Here is a 16682-nt window from a genome sequence, read left to right as displayed (position 1 = left end):
GCTGTGGACGGCACCGGACGGGCCCCCCGGGAAGAGTAGGCTGTCAACGCATGTCGGCATTTGGCCGACCGCGTCCTGAGCAGAGTTCCCTACACCCGATCCCCGGAGCGAGGCGTGACCGTGCTGGACACGGAACAGGACCAGTTCGTCTGTGACGGGATCACCGTCGTCGAGCTGGGCGGCGAGATCGACATCGCCACCGCCGAGGAGGCGTTCACCCGGATCACGGCCGCCGCCGCCGACGGCTGCGTCGCGGTGGACCTGTCCGAGGTGGAGTTCATCGACGCCTCGGGCGTCAACGCCCTCGTGCGCGCCCTGCGCTTCGCCGCGGGGGCCCGGCACCACCTTCTCCTGGCCTGCCCCCCGCGCCAGCTGACCCGCATCCTCGACGTCCTGGGGCTGGGCGCGGTCCTGCCGACCCACCCCGACGTCTCCGCCGCACGCGCCGCCCACGACGGGTCGGGGCACGGCGCGCCGCGCTGACGGGAGCGTTCCCACGGGCAAGCGGACACCCGGCCGCGCCGCCGCCCCGGACGCACACCGTCCCCGGGCACACCTGCCCTGGACACACCGGCCCCCGGACACGCCCACCTCCGGACACGACGAGGGGCGCGCCCGGCGCCGCGCGCCGGACACGCCCCCCTCCTGCGGTCCCGCTACTACTCGACCGTCACGCTCTTGGCCAGGTTGCGCGGCTGGTCCACGTCGTTGCCCTTGGCCAGGGCCAGCTCGCAGGCGAACACCTGCATGGGGATCGTGGACACGAGCGGCTGGAGCAGGGTCGGCACGGCCGGGATGGGGATGAGCACGTCCGCGTACGGGCGGACCACCTCGTCGCCCTCCTCGGCGATGACGATGGTGCGGGCGCCGCGGGCGCGCACCTCCTGGATGTTGGACACGATCTTGTCGTGCAGCACGCTGCGGCCCTCCGGGGAGGGCACCACCACGACGACCGGCACACCGTCCTCGATCAGCGCGATCGACCCGTGCTTGAGCTCACCGGCGGCGAACGCCTCGGCGTGCATGTACGCCAGCTCCTTGAGCTTGAGCGCGCCCTCCATCGCCACGGGGTAGCCCACGTGGCGGCCCAGGAACAGCACTGTGTCCGCGTCGGCCAGCGACCGGGCCAGCTCGCGGACCGGCTCGGCCGTCTCCAGGACCCGCTCGATCTGCTCGGGCATGGTGGCCAGCTGGGCGATCACGGCGTTGATCTCGTCGCCGAACTTCAGCCCGCGCACCTGCGCCAGGTACAGGCCGATCAGGTAGCAGGCGGCCAGCTGGGTGAGGAAGGTCTTGGTGGCGGCGACGCCGACCTCCGGACCCGCGTGCGTGTACAGCACGCCGTCGGACTCGCGCGGGATGGTGGACCCGTTGACGTTGCAGATGGCCAGCACCCGGGCGCGCTGCTCGCGGGCGTAGCGGACCGCCATCAGGGTGTCCATGCTCTCGCCGGACTGGGAGATGGCGATGACCAGGGTCTGCTGGTCCAGGATCGGGTCCCGGTAGCGGAACTCGCTGGCCACCTCGACCTCGCACGGGATGCGGCACCAGTGCTCGATGGCGTACTTGGCGATCAGGCCCGCGTGGTAGGAGGTGCCGCAGGCGATGATGACGATCTTCTCGACCGAGCGCAGGTCCTCGGGGGACAGGCGCATCTCGTCCAGGGTGAGCTGGCCGTCCACCGTCACGCGGCCCAGGAGGGTGTCGGCCACCGCGCGCGGCTGCTCGACGATCTCCTTGAGCATGAAGTAGTCGTAGCCGCCCTTCTCGGCGGCGGAGGCGTCCCAGTCCACGTGGTACTCGCGCACGTCGACGGGGTTGCCGTCGTAGTCGGTCACCGTGACCGAGTCCGCGCGCAGCTCCACGACCTGGTCCTGGCCCAGCTCGACCGCCTCGCGCGTGTGGGCGATGAACGCCGCCACGTCGCTGGCCAGGAAGTTCTCGCCCTCACCGCGGCCGACGACCAGCGGGGAGTTGCGGCGGGCCGCCACGACCAGGTCGGGGTCGTCCACGGAGACGGCCACGAGGGTGAACGCGCCCTCCAGCCGCTTGCACACCGCGCGCATGGCGGCGGGCAGCTCGCCGGTCCGGGCCAGCTCGGTGTTGAGCAGGTGGGCGGCGACCTCGGTGTCGGTCTCGGAGAGGAACTTGCAGCCCTTCTCCTCCAGCTCCAGGCGCAGCGAGGCGAAGTTCTCGATGATGCCGTTGTGGACGACGGCGACGCGGTTGTCGTTGTCCACGTGGGGGTGGGCGTTCACGTCGTTGGGCGCGCCGTGCGTGGCCCAGCGCGTGTGCCCGATCCCGGCGCCGTCGCCGCTGACGGGCCGCTCCTCCAGCGCCCGGCGCAGGTTCGCGAGCTTGCCCGCGCGCTTCTCGGTGCGCAGAGCACCGTCGCCCAGCACAGCCACACCCGCGGAGTCATATCCGCGGTACTCCAACCTTGCGAGGCCGTCCACGACGACTTCAAGCGCCGGTTGCGGCCCGACGTAGCCAACGATTCCGCACATGGCCGCCAGCGTAAGCGAAGAAGCCGGTCGGATCGACCAACCAGGCATCCATACCACTGGTCGTTTTCCCAGGTAGCGGTATAGACCATTTGGTGCATGGGGAGTAGACCGCGCAGGTCGGGGGCATGGGGAGGCAACGAGTGGAACCGATTCCACCCCCCGGGAAGGACAGGCAAAATTTTGGGGGCGCGTGTCGTGAACATGTGGTTTACGGCACGTTTCAGGGTCCATTGCGGGACTTGTGGGGACCGGCCGCCCGTCGCGGTCGACCCCCTGCTCTAGGGTGGTCATTCGTGTCTCACACGACGAAGAACGGCTTCTCCACGCCGTACGTGGAGATGGACCGGGAGGCCTGGGCCGCGCTCCGGGCCTCCACACCCCTGTCCCTGACCGAGGCGGACCTCGCCCAGCTCCGCGGCACCACCGATCCCACCTCCCTGGAGGACGTGCGGGACGTCTACCTGCCGCTGTCGCGACTGCTCAACCTCTACGTGGGCGCGACCCAGCAGCGGCACTCCGCCGTGCGCGCCTTCCTCGGCGAGTCCGACCGCCCGTCGCCGTTCATCATCGGCGTCGCGGGCAGCGTCGCGGTCGGCAAGTCCACCACCGCGCGCCTCCTGCGCTCCCTGCTGGCCCAGTGGCCCAACCACCCGGACGTGGAACTGGTCAGCACCGACAACTTCCTGCACGCCAACGCGGTGCTGGAGTCGCGCGGCCTGATGCGCCGCAAGGGCTTCCCCGAGAGCTACGACCGCCGCGCCCTGGTGCGCTTCGTGTCCGAGATGAAGGCGGGGGCCGACCGGATCGACATCCCCGTCTACTCCCACCTGAACTACGACATCGTGCCGGACGAGCGCCAGACCGTGCACCGCCCCGACATCCTCATCGTCGAGGGCATCAACGTCCTCCAGCCCCCCGCCGCGGGGCGCCTGGCCGTGGCCGACTTCTTCGACTTCTCCATCTACGTGGACGCCAAGGTCGAGAACATCCGCGGCTGGTACCTCGACCGCTTCCGCGAGCTGCGCCGCACCGCGTTCTCCGACCCGCGCTCCTACTTCCACCACATGGCCACCGCCATCGGGGAGGAGGAGGCGCTGGAGTTCGCCGCCAACACCTGGCGCACCATCAACGAGGTCAACCTCGTGGAGAACATCCGCCCCACCCGGGGCCGGGCCACCCTGGTCCTGTACAAGGGCGACGACCACCGCGTGCGGCGGGTGCGGCTGCGCAAGACCTGACCGGCCCGACGCGGGTGGTCGGCCCGGCGCGGCGCCGCGCCGACCACCCGCCGCGGCTACCCCGCCGTCACGGCCAGGCCGAGCAGCACGCCCGCCACGATGGCCAGGGTCACGATGAGCCCGAGCACGATTCCCAGCAGGTAGGCGTGCTGCTCGAACCACGTCGCGAGTCCCGGCCGGTAGCTCTGGAGCTGTTTGGGGGTGACGGGCCCCTCCGGGCCGCTGCACGGCAGCCCGAGCGCGCTCACCAGCCGGTCCATGTCCTCGGTCGTGTAGTTGGCGCCGTACACCCGGACGAGCACGCCGCCGTGCGCGTCGAGGACGAACAGGGTGTCGCAGGGGCCCCAGCGCGGCTGGACGACGGTCGCGCGGATCGTCCACACGGCGTTCGCCCGTGACCGGCGCCGCTGGAGGAACGCCCCCTTGATGACGATCTCGCGGGCGGTCAGCACGATCCTGGTGCGGTGGAGGTGCAGGGCCACCAGCGCGACCAGCACGGCCCACGCGGCGCCCACGACCAGGGCCGCCCCCGTGCCGACGCGGAACGCGACGCCGGCGGTCGTGACCAGACCGGCCACCGAACCGACGCCCAACCTGGCCCACCCCGCCCGCAGGTCGGGCCGCAGTACGAGGTCGTCCTGAACTTGGCGCATGTGAGTACCGTCCTTCCCGGTCATCGGACGCCCTCGTGCCCGCGTTGGTTCCCGACCTCTCCGGGCGGTCGCGCACCGGCGGCGGCACAGCCGGGGACCCGGGTTCCGGGCCGGTTTGGTGAGGGCCCCGGGGCGGGTTAGGCTGGTGGCTCTTTTCGGCAGCGCCCCCTGAACGGGTGCTGTGCGCTCTCACGGATCGGAACGAACCGGGCCCTCGCGGCGACCGGGGCGGGACCCGCGCACGCGCGCTGCCGCGTTCCTGTCCCGCCGATCCCTTCCGAGGTCGCCGCATGTCCACGACCGATTCCGCCGCCGTGCCCGTGAGCCCCGAACTCCGGGTCGAACGCGACCGCCTCGCCGCCGCCCGCGCCGCCCTGGACCGGATGCGCGAGGAGGTCGAGGGCAGCGAACTCGTCCTGGGCGACGTCGTCAACGACAAGGTCACCAACGCCGCCCTGCGCCGCGGCCGCGAACGCCGCCTCGCGGCCCTGGCCGACGTCCCCGGGGCCCCGCTGTTCTTCGGCCGCCTCGACTTCGAACCGGGCACCGTCTTCCTGGACGACGACGTGTCCGACGGCGCCGGGCCCGACCGGATCCACATCGGCCGCCGCCACGTCCACGACGGCGAGGGGCGCCCGATGGTCCTGGACTGGCGCGCCCCCATCTGCGTCGCCTACTACCGGGCCTCGCCCGGCGACCGGATGGACGTGCGCCTGCGCCGCCGCTACGGCTTCACCACGATCGACCACGGCCGCGACGCCGACCCCGAGGTGGTGCTCACCGCCTTCGAGGACGAGCCGCTCACCACCGCCCCGACCGGGAGCGACCGGCTCGGCAGCGCCCTGCTGGACGCGGAGATCGAACGCCCCCGCACCGGGCCCATGCGCGACATCGTCGCCACCATCCAGCCCGAGCAGGACGGCCTGGTCCGCGCCCCGCTCACCACCACCCTGTGCGTGCAGGGCGCGCCCGGCACCGGCAAGACAGCCGTGGGCCTGCACCGCATCGCCTTCCTCCTCTACACCGAGCGCGAACGCCTCTCCCGCTCCGGCGTGGCGATCGTCGGCCCCAACCGCTCCTTCCTCTCCTACATCCGCGACGTCCTGCCCGCCCTGGGCGAGGTGGACGTCCAGCAGACCACCGTCACCGAGATGCTCACCGCAGGGCTGCCCGAGCGGTCCCGCCCCGCCGCCGGGTGGGTGCGCCGCACCGAGGAGCCCCGCGCCGCCCGGATCAAGGGCCGGGCCCGCATGGCCGAGGTGGTCCGCCGCGACCTGTGGTCGCACCTGCGCACGCCCGAGGAGGCGGTCATGGTCCGCCGCGGGTCGCGCCGCTGGCGCCTGTACCCCGAAGACCTGCGCCCCCTCCTCGACGAACTGGCCGAACGCGGCGTCGCCTACGGCTCCGGGCGCGAACTCCTCTCCCACCGCATCGCCCACGCCGTGCTCTCCCTCATGGAGGCCCAGGGCGAGGTCTGCGACGACCGCACCCACGCGCAGGTGCGCCGCGACCCCGCCGTGAAGTCGGCCGTCACCGCCATGTGGCCCAAGGCCGACCCGCTCAAACTGGTGCTCGGCCTGCTCACCGACCCCGAACGCCTGGCCCGCGCCGCCGAGGGGCTGCTCACCGCCGAGGAGCAGGCCGCCGTCCTGCTGCCGGGGAGGCCCCGCGGCCCCAAGGCGGCGCTGTGGTCGGAGGAGGACCTGGCCCTGGTGGACGAGGCCGCCGCGCTCATCGAGCGCCCCGCCGGGCTCGGCCACATCGTGGTGGACGAGGCCCAGGACCTGAGCCCCATGCAGTGCCGGGCGATCGGCCGCCGCTGCGTGTCCGGCTCCCTCACCGTGCTCGGCGACATCGCCCAGGGCACCAGCCCCTCGGCGGCCGTCAACTGGTCCACGCTCCTGGAGCACCTGGGCAAGCCCACCGGCCACCTGAGCGTCCTGGACCGCGGCTACCGCGTCCCCGCCCAGATCATCGACTTCGCCGCCCGCCTGCTGCCCGCGATCGCGCCCGGACTCGGCGCGCCCGTCGCCGTGCGCCGCGCGCCCGGGGCGCTGCGGATCACCCCCGCCGAAGGCGGCCTGGCCGCGTCTGTCGCCGACGCCTGCCGCACCGCGCTCGGGGGCGAGGGTTCGGTCGGCCTCATCGCCGCCGACGCCGACCTGCCCGCCCTGCGCGAGGCCGTCGAAGCCGAGGGGCTGGCCGCGCCGCTGCTGGGGGAGGCGGGCGCCGGGCCGGACGCGGGCCGCCTGGTCGCGGTCCCCGCGAGCCTGGCCAAGGGCCTGGAGTTCGACGCCGTGGTGGTCGCAGAGCCCGCCGCCATCGCCGAGGCCGAGGAACGCGGCGTCAACCGGCTCTACGTGGTGCTCACCCGCGCGGTGAGCACCCTGCACGTGGTGCACGCGCGCCCCCTGCCGGAGGCCCTGCGCGACACCGGGGAGTGACGGCGGGCGGGAGCGCGCCGGGCGCCGCTCCCGCCCCCGGAGACGGGCGTGCCCGGGGGCGTGTGCGGGCCCCGGGCCGCCGTCGGTTGCGCGGCACCCGGCGCGGGAGCCGACCCCGTTCCTCAGTGCTCGACGCGGGCGCGCCGGGGCGTCCAGGACCGCTTCCACAGGCTGGGCAGCAGGCCCGCGGTGAGCAGCCACAGGGCCACCGCCACCAGGTGGATCCGTTGCAGGGCGCTGAACACGACCCCCGGGTCGCCGTCGCCCCCGCCCGCGTAGACCCGTACCGCCGCGACCAGGAGGGCGACGGCGGTGACCAGCTGGAGCGCCGCCACGACGGCCACCAGCGGCCACTTGCCGTCGCCCATCCTGCGCCGGTCCACCGCCAGCACGATCACGCCCGCCAGCGCGGCCAGGAGCGCGACCGCCGCGACGACGGCCTGGGCCGCCGTGGCCCCCTCCAGCCCCTCCGCCAGCGACTCCGCCGCGCACGGGACGTCCGTGGACACCACGCACGGCCCGGGGAAGAACGTGGCGGCCAGCGACGCCGCGCCGAACACGAGCATGCACCACCACGACACCGCCAGCAGGTGCCCCGTCCTCTCCCTCGCGCCCAGCCCGAGCCCGATCCCGGCGGCGATCATCACCAGGATCGCCGCGATGCGGTGCGCGCTCTCCAGGAACCTGGCGAAGTCCGAGTTCTGAACGGCCAGGGCTCCCTGGGCCGCACTGCTGTCGGGCAGCATGACCTCCACGACCCACAGGCTGTACACGAGCGCGGCCACCACGGCCGCGACCCTCCCGTCCCTGTAGTCCCAGTGCATCTGTGTGGAGTGCGACATCGTGCCCCCTGCCTTCCACGGGTTCCCGCGCCCCGCCCGGACACCCTCCGAAGGGCGCGCGGTCGAACCCACCCCTGTGTCGCAACCCCCTACCCGGGGTGCCCCGTCTCACCCAACTCGCGTCGGCACCGTTATCCACGGGTGTGTGTTCACACGGCATCATCGGGGGACACCGGCGGAATACGCGGGGCAGGGACGGCCGACGAGAAGGGCGCACGCATGGACGGCGCATCCACGACGCGATGGGTGATCGTGGGGGTCGACGGCACGGAATCCAGCCGCCACGCGCTGGAGTGGTCGGCGCACCAGGCGATGCTGCGCGGCCTCGGGGTCCGGATCGTCGCGGCCGCGGGGCCGCTGGCCTCGGTCGGCGTTTTCGCGGGGCACGGGCACGCCGACCCCGACGTCGCCCCGGACGTGTTCCCCGACGAGGCCGACGCCCAGGGGGCGGAGTCCCTGCTGGAGTACGCCGGGGACTGGGTGGCGCGGCTCTTCCCCGAGCTGCGGGTGGAGAAGCGCCTGTCCTACGCCCGGCCGGTGGAGGCCCTGCTCGCGGAGGCCTCCGCGGAGGGCGCCGTCGCCGTGGTGGTCGGCTCGCGCGGGTTGAGCGGGATCGTGGCCGCGTTCGTCGGCTCCGTGGGCATCGAGCTGGCCGCCCGCGCGCCCGTTCCGGTGATCGTGCTGCCCCGGGAGCACGCCTCCGCGCACGGCGTGCGCGGCCGGGTGATCGTGGGCATCGACGGGTCCGAGCCGAGCAGGCGCGCGGTGGACTTCGCCTTCGCGCAGGCCGACTTCGCCGACACCGAACTGGTGGCGGTGAGCGCCTGGCAGCCGCTGGTGGCCTTCGCCGCCGCGACCGGGCCCATCCCGCCCGAGCTGTTCGACGACGCGACCGCCGCCGAGGCCGCCCGGCAGGCGCTGGAGGAGGAGCTGGCCGGGCCCCGCACACGCCACGCCGGTGTGACGGTGCGAACCCGGGTCGTGCGCGCCCACCCCGTGATCGCCCTGCTGGAGGAGGCCACCCCCGCCGACCTCATCGTGGTCGGCTCGCGCGGACGCGGGGGCTTTCGAGGGCTGCTGCTCGGTTCGGTGAGCCACTCCGTCCTGCACGGGGCCAGGGGGCCCGTCGCCATCCTGCGCTGATCCCGTCCGGCCCGTCCCCGGTTGATCCGGCCCGGCTCGCCCTGAGCTGATCCAGACCGGTTCGTTCCGCGCTGATCCGACCCGTCGCCGTCCTGTCGCCGTCGCGGACCGGCTCCGCTTCCACCGCTCCCACCTGCGAAGACGCGCCTCCGTGCCAGGGGCGCGGCGGCACAGGTCTAGTGCCCGTCCGGAGCCCGCGGCTGGGCTTCGGACACGTAGTGTGACGAACAGCACGGTGTGTCGGTCGTGGCACCCGGTTCCCCTTCCGACAGGGGAACCCGCTCCCAACAGCACCGGAACGGTCTCCGACCGGTCCCCGTTCGTGCGCGTACGTACCCGGTGGTAGACCACGCGGAACCCTTGCTGCGCAGGGGAATCCGTTCTTCCGGCATGAGTTCTATAGACCATTGGCCTAAACCAATTGGTCACTGCGGGGGATCGTCGTTCATGATGCGAGAGATCTCGACCTTGAGAAGGAGCCGCTGTGACTGCCGTGGATACCGACGTGGACGCGCCGACCAAACACGAGGAGCTCGTCTCCTGGGTGCGGGAGGTCGCCGAGCTCACGCAGCCGGACGAGATCGTGTGGTGCGACGGTTCCGAGGAGGAGTGGACCCGCCTGACCGACCAGCTGGTCGAGCAGGGCACCTTCGTCCGCCTCAACCCGGACAAGCGCCCCAACAGCTTCTACTGCAAGTCCGACCCGAGCGACGTCGCCCGGGTCGAGGACCGCACCTTCATCTGCTCCGAGCGCGAGAGCGACGCGGGCCCCACCAACAACTGGATCGCCCCCGACGAGATGCGCGCCACCTTCGGCGAGGTCTTCCGGGGCGCCATGCGCGGTCGCACCATGTACGTCGTGCCCTTCTGCATGGGACCGCTGGGCGGCGACATCTCCCAGCTCGGGGTCGAGATCACCGACTCCCCGTACGTCGTGGTGTCCATGCGCATCATGGCCCGCATGGGCAGCGCCGCCCTGCGCCTGATCGAGGAGTGCGGCGAGTTCGTCAGGGCCGTCCACTCCGTGGGCGCCCCGCTGGAGCCCGGCCAGCAGGACGTCGCCTGGCCCTGCAACTCCACCAAGTACATCTCGCACTTCCCCGAGACCCGTGAGATCTGGTCCTACGGCTCGGGCTACGGCGGCAACGCCCTGCTCGGCAAGAAGTGCTACGCGCTGCGCATCGCCTCGGTGATGGCCCGCGACGAGGGCTGGCTCGCCGAGCACATGCTCATCCTCAAGGTCACCCCGCCCAAGGGCCGGTCGCACTACGTCGCCGCCGCCTTCCCGAGCGCCTGCGGCAAGACCAACCTGGCCATGCTCCAGCCGACCATCCCGGGGTGGAAGGTCGAGACGGTGGGCGACGACATCGCCTGGATGCGCTTCGACCAGCAGGGCCAGCTGCGCGCCATCAACCCCGAGGCCGGGTTCTTCGGCGTCGCGCCCGGCACCGGCGAGAAGACCAACGCCAACGCCGTGGAGACCCTCTGGGGCAACAGCATCTTCACCAACGTCGCCCTGACCGAGGACGGCGACGTGTGGTGGGAGGGCCTCACCGAGGAGCCGCCCGCGGGCCTCACCGACTGGAAGGGCCGCCCCTGGACGCCGGAGTCGGGCGAGCCCGCCGCCCACCCGAACTCGCGCTTCACCACCCCGGCCGGGCAGGCGCCGACCATCGCCGACGAGTGGGAGGACCCGGCGGGCGTGCCGATCTCGGCCATCCTGTTCGGCGGCCGACGCGCCACCGCCGTGCCGCTGGTCACCGAGTCCTTCAGCTGGCAGCACGGCGTCTACCTGGGAGCCAACGTCTCCTCGGAGAAGACCGCCGCCGCCGAGGGCTCGGTGGGCGAGCTGCGCCGCGACCCCTTCGCCATGCTGCCGTTCTGCGGCTACAACATGGGCGACTACTTCGCCCACTGGGTGAAGCTGGGCCAGGCGGCCGACGAGGCCAAGCTGCCCCGGATCTTCTACGTCAACTGGTTCAAGAAGGACGCCGAGGGCCGCATCGTCTGGCCCGGGTTCGGTGAGAACAGCCGCGTCATCAAGTGGATCGTCGAGCGCCTGGAGGGCGAGGCCGAGGCGGTCGAGACCCCGATCGGCCGCCTGCCCGTGACCGGTGGCATCGACACCGAGGGGCTGGACGTCTCCGACGAGGACATGGCCTTCGTGCTCGACGTCGACGCCGAGGTCTGGAAGCAGGAGGCCGCGCTGGTGCCGGAGTTCTTCAAGACCTTCGGCGACCACCTGCCGGGCGAGCTGTGGGACGAGTACCACGCCCTGCTGGACCGCCTGGAGAACCGGTAACGACCACGACGGGGGCCTGACGGCCCCCTGACCCCGGGTCCCCTTCCGCGCACGGGGCCCGTGGGGGAGGGGCGCGGGCACGACGGTGCCCGCGCCCCTTCCTCGTGCAGTGGGTCGTGCGGTCACCATGTGCCGCGCGGCATCGGCGGTGCCGGGGAACGCGATCGTTGCCCTATGGCAATTGTTGTCGTCGGGGCCGATTCCGGCCACCGAGGCCAGCGGGCCCCGGGGACGCCGTCCGGCGCACGCGACGCTCCGTTTCCGCGGGCGTACGTGTCCACGTGCGCGAACGCGGTCACTCTCCGTCGCGCCCGTGGTCAAACTTCCCGAAGGTCCCTCTCACCCAGGGTCACACTCTTCACCCTGGGCTCATGGTGCTCTCACGTCGGGGTTCCGTAACGTACCGGGTGCCTGAGCCACCCGGAGACGGACCCTCAGACCAGGGCCGTCATGTCCGGGTGTTCCCCGTGCACATCCCGACCCCTGGGAGCGATCCCCCTCGTGAGAAAGCACATCCCCTGGTCCCTGACGGCCGCGACGGCCGCCTCCACCCTCGTGCTAGGGCTGCTGTCCGCACCCCCGGCGCTCGCTGACACCGACCCCCACTCACCCGCCGACCGCACCGTCCCCGTTCCCGACACCTGGGAGCCGGGCGAGGCCAACACCGAACCCGTGGGCGGAGAACCACCCAACGAGCCTTGGTCCCCGCCCGGGGCCGAGAGCGCACCCGAGGCCCAGAACCGTTCGGAAGAACCCGAAACCCGGGTCGGCACCTGTGCGGACGGCGTCAACCGCGGTATCCAGTCCTGGTACCCGCTGGAACGCCACCAGATCAGCGACCGCATGGAACTGGCGGTCAACACCCAGGGCGGCAACCTCGTCGTGCGCCACCGGGACCTGGCCGTGGCCGGAACGGGGCTGGACCTGTCGGTGTCCAGCTTCTACAACTCCGCGCCCTCCTACGACGGCTGGACCCTCTCCCACGGCCAGGACGTGGGGCTGAGCATCTTCAGCAACAGCATCATCTTCCAGGGCCCCTCCGGCTACTGCGAAAGCTTCGACATCGCCGAGGACGGCTCCTTCACCCCGCCTGCGGGACTCAACGCCGAACTGGAGGAGTTGGACAACGGCCACTACGCGCTGACCTTCCACCGCGGCGAGTACGAGGACCAGGTGTGGACCTTCAACGCCAACGGGTGGCTGTACTCCCAGGCCGACCGCAACGGCCACACCCACCGGATGCGCTACGACACCGGGGGAGACCTGGCCTCGATCGTGGACACCCAGGACCGGGTCACCACCTTCGAGTGGGACCCCGACGCCTGGGAGCAGCCGACCCGGATCACCGACCCGGTCGGTGAGACCGCCACGGCCTTCACTTGGAACGGCGACGGCGGCATGGTCGCGCTGACCGACCGCGCGGGCCAGGACATCGAGTTCGGCTACAACGGCGACGGCCTGCTGACCTCGATCACCGACGCCACCGGCGCGGTGTGGGAGATCGCCTACAACGCCGACGACCAGGTCTCCAGCCTGACCGTGCCCGACGGCACCGAGGACGGAGCCACCACCACCTACTCCTACGCCGACGGTGCCTGGTCCAACACCCAGACCACGGTCACCGATCCGGGCGGCGGTGAGTCCACCCTGGAGTTCGACGACCAGGGAAGGCAGACCTCCGCGACTGACCAGGTCGGCAACACCCGCTCCCAGACCTGGACGGCGAACTCGGACGTGGCCACCACCACCGACGCCCTACAAGCCTCGATGACCTACGACTATGACGAGTTCAACAACCTCATCGGCACCGAACTGCCCACGGGGGCGGCCACCTCGGTCGGGTTCGCGGACACGGCCAACCCGGCCAAGCCCACCAGCGTGACCACCCCGGACGGGGACACGCTGGAGATGTCCTACGACGACGCGGGCAACCTCACCTCCGCCGTCCAGGAGGAGATGGACATCGAGGTGGCCGACATCTGGTACCACTCCAACGGTTTGGTGGAGCAGGTCACCGACGCCAACGGCAACGTGACCAGCTACTCCTATGACCGCGCCGGGAACATGACGGCGATGGACGAGCCGGGGCCGATGGGCACCACCCAATACGGCTACGACGCGCTGTCGCGGGTCACCTCGGTCACCGACGGCAACGGTGTGACCTTGGAGTACGGCTACGACCGGCTGGACCGGATCGTGTCCATCTCCCAGGGCGGCGACCTGCTCCAGGCCATCGCCTACGACGGCAACGGCCGCCAGATCACGACGCACACCGACCAGGCCAGCGTGGAGCACTCCTACAACGGCCGCGGCGACCTGCTCGAAACCGTGCGCACCGACTCGGCCGGAAGCGAGACCACCACCTACGCCTACGACGCCGCGGGCAACGTCACCGAGATGGTCGAACACGGTAAGACCAGGACTTATGGCTACGACGCCGCGTTCCGGCTGACCTCGCTCACTGACCACACCGGGGCCGAGACCACCTTCACCAACGACGAGAACAACCGCCGCACCAGCATCGAACACCCCGACGGGGCCGTGGAGGAGCGTACCTACGACGACTCCGGCCGCCTGACCGGCATCACCACCACCGGGGCCGCCGACCAGTCCTTGGTAGAGGCCTCCTACTCCTACGACAACGACGGCGCCGACAGCGACCAGTTGCAGTCGCGCACCGTCAACGGGGACACGGAGACCTTCACCTACGACGGCCTGGACCGGCTCACCAGCGACGGCACCACCGACTACACCTACGACGACGTCGGCAACCTGCTCACCGCCGGGGGCGAGGAGTTCGCCTACAACGACGCCGACCAGCCCACCAGCGCTCGCGGGGCTGAGGTGGGCCACGACGAGGCCGGGAACATGACCTCGCGGGGTGAGTACGTCTACGAGTACTCGGTGACCAACCAGACGCTGCGCTCCAACGACGGTGAGGGCCAGCTGGCCTCGTGGCTGAGCTACGACACCACCGACCAGACCCAGATGCGCGGCGTCACCGACGTGCACGAGGGAACCCGGGTGGAGCGGCAGCTGTCCAACACCGCGCTCGGGGTCACCAACATCGCCTCCGAGGGTGAGCGCACCAGCTTCGTGCGCGACCCCGAGGGTCGCCTGGTCTCCATGGTGGCCTGGGACGGCGACGAGCGCTTCCACTACACCCTCGACCAGCAGAACACCGTGCTGGCTCTGACGGCTGAGGGGTCGGATGCTGAGTCCCCGGACGTGGTCTACGACTACAGCCCCTACGGCGAGCGCACCTCTGAGAGCCTGGAGGGGACCGAGGCGGCGGCGTTGAGCCCGTTCGGGTTCACCGGCGCCTACCAGTTCCAGGACGGCACGGTGCACCTGAACCACCGCTTCTACAGCACGTTCACGTTGGGCTTCACCCAGCCGGACCCGTCCCGGCAGGAGATGAACAACTACGCCTACGCGGCCTGTGACCCCATCAACAACACCGACCCGACAGGGCTCGCCTCTGCGGGGTGCATCATCTCCGTGGCTGGAGCCGTAGTAGCAGGAATCGGCCTGGGGCTCACCATCGCCGGTTTGGTTATCTACGGCCTTCCGGCAGTGGCTGGCGCCGCGGCCTTGGCAGGCGCGGGACTGGGTACAGAGATCGTCGGCCTGGGTTTAGGCATCGCTGGCAGCATCCTCTCCTGTTGAGGATGACCGGAGTACCTGGAGATACCGTGCACGCCGATGAAGACAAGGGGGGAGTACATTTAAAAACAAGCACGCATTCATGGGTTCCGCACTGGCAACTACGGGAATCGGATCGCTTGCAGGAATATTCTTCATCGAATGGCTGCGAGCCTCAGGGAGCGCGCAGTCAGACGCTGTCGCCTCCGGCTTCCAATGGGGGTTCGGCATAGCCGGAACCTTGTGCCTGATACTGGCAGTGGTCTTTTACTCCAAGGCCAGAGGAAGCGGAAAATAGTTTCCCGAAGTTCCGACGCATGATTCTGCACCGGAGTTCAGTTTGGCCAGGCTGCCGGAGAGCATGTCCGGTGGCCTGGCTCTATCCGCTAGAGGGCGTCTGAAAAGGATCAGGGCGGTGCAGACTGGAGGACTGAATCCCCTGCGTTCGGAGGCCGACAGTGCCCGGACGTCCCCCGTACCCCACTGACCTGTCCAACACCGCGCTCGGGGTTACCAACATCGCTTCGGGGGGTGAGCGCACCAGTTTCGTGCGCGACCCCGACGGGCGGTTGGTGTCCATGGTGGCCTGGGACGGCGACGAGCGCTTCCACTACACCCTCGACCAGCAGAACATCGTGCTGGCTCTGACGGCTGAGGGGTCGGATGCCGAGTCCCCGGACGTGGTCTACGACTACAGCCCCTACGGCGAGCGCACCTCTGAGAGCCTGGAGGGGACCGAGGCGGCGGCGTTGAGCCCGTTCGGGTTCACCGGCGCCTACCAGTTCCAGGACGGCACGGTGCACCTGAACCACCGCTTCTACAGCACGTTCACGTTGGGCTTCACCCAGCCGGCCCCGTCCCGGCAGGAGATGAACAACTACGCCTAAGCGGCGTGCGACTTTCAAGGATCTCTAGAGAAAGCAGGTGATCTCCCGTTTTTGAGCTTCTTGCGTCAATTATAATCTGTGTCGTTATGATTTACATGGTGGCCAGGGTGAAGACTTCAAGGCCGATTAGGAACGTTGATTCATTGACTGCTTTGATTCTTCTGGTGATAGCAGGTTTCCTTTTTTACTGGTCCCAGTAAGCGGTTGTTGGATCGTGGCGCGTCGGCTTGGGCGTCGCGCCCCTGGGATAATGAATAATATGCCTCGCCAGGGGAGGCTGGTCAAGCAGCGAAATTCTATAAAATATACTTGCAGGTTTTCTCAATAATATAGGATCAATGCCATGAGGCATGGAAAGCCCTTGGAAGTTTTGTTTCTCGATGAAAGTTCGACTCGAATTATCATGTACGCCTCCTGTCTGGCTTTTATGTCGTTCGGCTTCTATGTAGCATCAAAAAGGAAGGATAGAAGACCGGGGGTAGTTTTTACTTCGCTGTTCTGGGGCTTGGGGGTTCTGGCGTTGGTCTCAATTGTCATTCACTTTCTTGTGATTTGATTGATTTTGGAAGGCAGTGGCGGCGTTGAGCCCGTTCGCTTTCACTGGTTCCTACCAGTTCCAGGGCGGCGCGGTGCGCCTGAACCACCGCTTCCACAGCACGTTCACGATGGGCTTCACCCGACCGGGCCCGTCCCGGCAGCAACTGGGTAACTGCGCTTGGACTTGCTATGGCGGATCGACGACCAAGGAAAGGAGCAGGGCACATGGAGGGAAGCTTTCCGAAGGACCCGACCAAGAAGGAGCTTCGCACCCTCATCGGGTTCAGGCTTGTTGGCATAGCCTTTTTCCTCGGCATGGCGGCATGGCGCGCGTGGGAGGGCGATTACCTGTGGTCCGCTCTGAGCGTGCTCCTCACGGCCATTCTCTTCGCGGTCTATGTGGCACCCCGCATGCTGCAACTTCGCCGCAAGAAGAAGGAGTGACCTCCGAGGAAAGGGGTGCGGGCAGACGGTGCCCGCGCCC

11 protein-coding genes are annotated in these 16682 nt (G+C 70.0%); 8 read left to right on the top strand and 3 right to left on the bottom strand.

The features are described 5' to 3' along the window. Positions 1-114 precede the first annotated feature (114 nt). Positions 115-483 carry an STAS domain-containing protein gene (locus ACSTA4_RS25880; protein ID WP_444961364.1) on the top strand — a complete coding sequence of 123 codons (369 nt, stop codon included), beginning with the start codon at positions 115-117 and terminating at the stop codon, positions 481-483. Between the two features lie 176 nt (positions 484-659). Here the strand turns inward: ACSTA4_RS25880 and glmS are convergent, their stop codons facing one another. Continuing rightward, a complete protein-coding gene (gene glmS / locus ACSTA4_RS25875; protein ID WP_444961363.1) occupies positions 660-2507 on the bottom strand; it encodes a glutamine--fructose-6-phosphate transaminase (isomerizing) in 1848 nt (615 codons plus the stop codon). Between the two features lie 332 nt (positions 2508-2839). Here glmS and coaA point away from each other — a divergent pair, with 332 nt between their 5' ends. Then, on the top strand, positions 2840-3745 hold the full coding sequence (gene coaA, locus ACSTA4_RS25870; protein ID WP_047870599.1) for a type I pantothenate kinase: 906 nt from the start codon (positions 2840-2842) through the stop codon (positions 3743-3745). 56 nt (positions 3746-3801) lie between these two features. On the opposite strand, the gene ACSTA4_RS25865 is transcribed toward coaA, so the two are convergent. Further along, positions 3802-4398: a hypothetical protein gene (locus ACSTA4_RS25865; protein ID WP_444961362.1), complete on the bottom strand. Its 597-nt coding sequence runs from the start codon at positions 4396-4398 to the stop codon at positions 3802-3804. A 290-nt stretch (positions 4399-4688) separates the two neighbouring features. Here ACSTA4_RS25865 and ACSTA4_RS25860 point away from each other — a divergent pair, with 290 nt between their 5' ends. Further along, complete coding sequence (locus ACSTA4_RS25860) at positions 4689-6842, top strand: HelD family protein (protein ID WP_444961361.1); 2154 nt, start codon at positions 4689-4691, stop codon at positions 6840-6842. A 122-nt stretch (positions 6843-6964) separates the two neighbouring features. Here ACSTA4_RS25860 and ACSTA4_RS25855 read toward each other — a convergent pair whose 3' ends face one another. Next, entirely contained in the window at positions 6965-7684 is a 720-nt protein-coding gene (locus ACSTA4_RS25855; protein WP_444961360.1) for a DUF998 domain-containing protein, read from the bottom strand. Positions 7685-7903: 219 nt separating this feature from the next. Here ACSTA4_RS25855 and ACSTA4_RS25850 point away from each other — a divergent pair, with 219 nt between their 5' ends. From ACSTA4_RS25850 to ACSTA4_RS25830, 5 genes are all read left to right on the top strand, one after another. Further along, positions 7904-8827 carry a universal stress protein gene (locus ACSTA4_RS25850; protein ID WP_444961359.1) on the top strand — a complete coding sequence of 308 codons (924 nt, stop codon included), beginning with the start codon at positions 7904-7906 and terminating at the stop codon, positions 8825-8827. Between the two features lie 493 nt (positions 8828-9320). Next, a complete protein-coding gene (locus tag ACSTA4_RS25845) occupies positions 9321-11129 on the top strand; it encodes a phosphoenolpyruvate carboxykinase (GTP) (RefSeq protein WP_444964275.1) in 1809 nt (602 codons plus the stop codon). 501 nt (positions 11130-11630) lie between these two features. After that, positions 11631-14798, top strand: a complete 3168-nt coding sequence (locus ACSTA4_RS25840; protein ID WP_444961358.1) for an RHS repeat-associated core domain-containing protein — start codon at positions 11631-11633, stop codon at positions 14796-14798. Between the two features lie 434 nt (positions 14799-15232). After that, a complete protein-coding gene (locus ACSTA4_RS25835; RefSeq protein ID WP_444961357.1) occupies positions 15233-15661 on the top strand; it encodes a hypothetical protein in 429 nt (142 codons plus the stop codon). 762 nt (positions 15662-16423) lie between these two features. After that, entirely contained in the window at positions 16424-16642 is a 219-nt protein-coding gene (locus ACSTA4_RS25830; protein ID WP_444961356.1) for a hypothetical protein, read from the top strand. Positions 16643-16682 lie beyond the last annotated feature (40 nt).

Source organism: Nocardiopsis sp. M1B1 (genome assembly GCF_052466615.1).
The sequence above is the reverse complement of the archived record's forward strand: the minus strand, read 5'-3'. Positions and strand labels throughout refer to the sequence as shown.

Bases quoted from the DNA above. Each gene is read 5' to 3' on its own strand.
- ACSTA4_RS25855 (WP_444961360.1), bottom strand. From the start codon at position 7,684: ATGTCGCACTCCACACAGATGCACTGGGACTACAGGGACGGGAGGGTC.
- ACSTA4_RS25830 (WP_444961356.1), top strand. From the start codon at position 16,424: ATGGAGGGAAGCTTTCCGAAGGACCCGACCAAGAAGGAGCTTCGCACC.
- ACSTA4_RS25850 (WP_444961359.1), top strand. From the start codon at position 7,904: ATGGACGGCGCATCCACGACGCGATGGGTGATCGTGGGGGTCGACGGC.
- ACSTA4_RS25860 (WP_444961361.1), top strand. From the start codon at position 4,689: ATGTCCACGACCGATTCCGCCGCCGTGCCCGTGAGCCCCGAACTCCGG.
- glmS (WP_444961363.1), bottom strand. From the start codon at position 2,507: ATGTGCGGAATCGTTGGCTACGTCGGGCCGCAACCGGCGCTTGAAGTC.
- ACSTA4_RS25865 (WP_444961362.1), bottom strand. From the start codon at position 4,398: ATGCGCCAAGTTCAGGACGACCTCGTACTGCGGCCCGACCTGCGGGCG.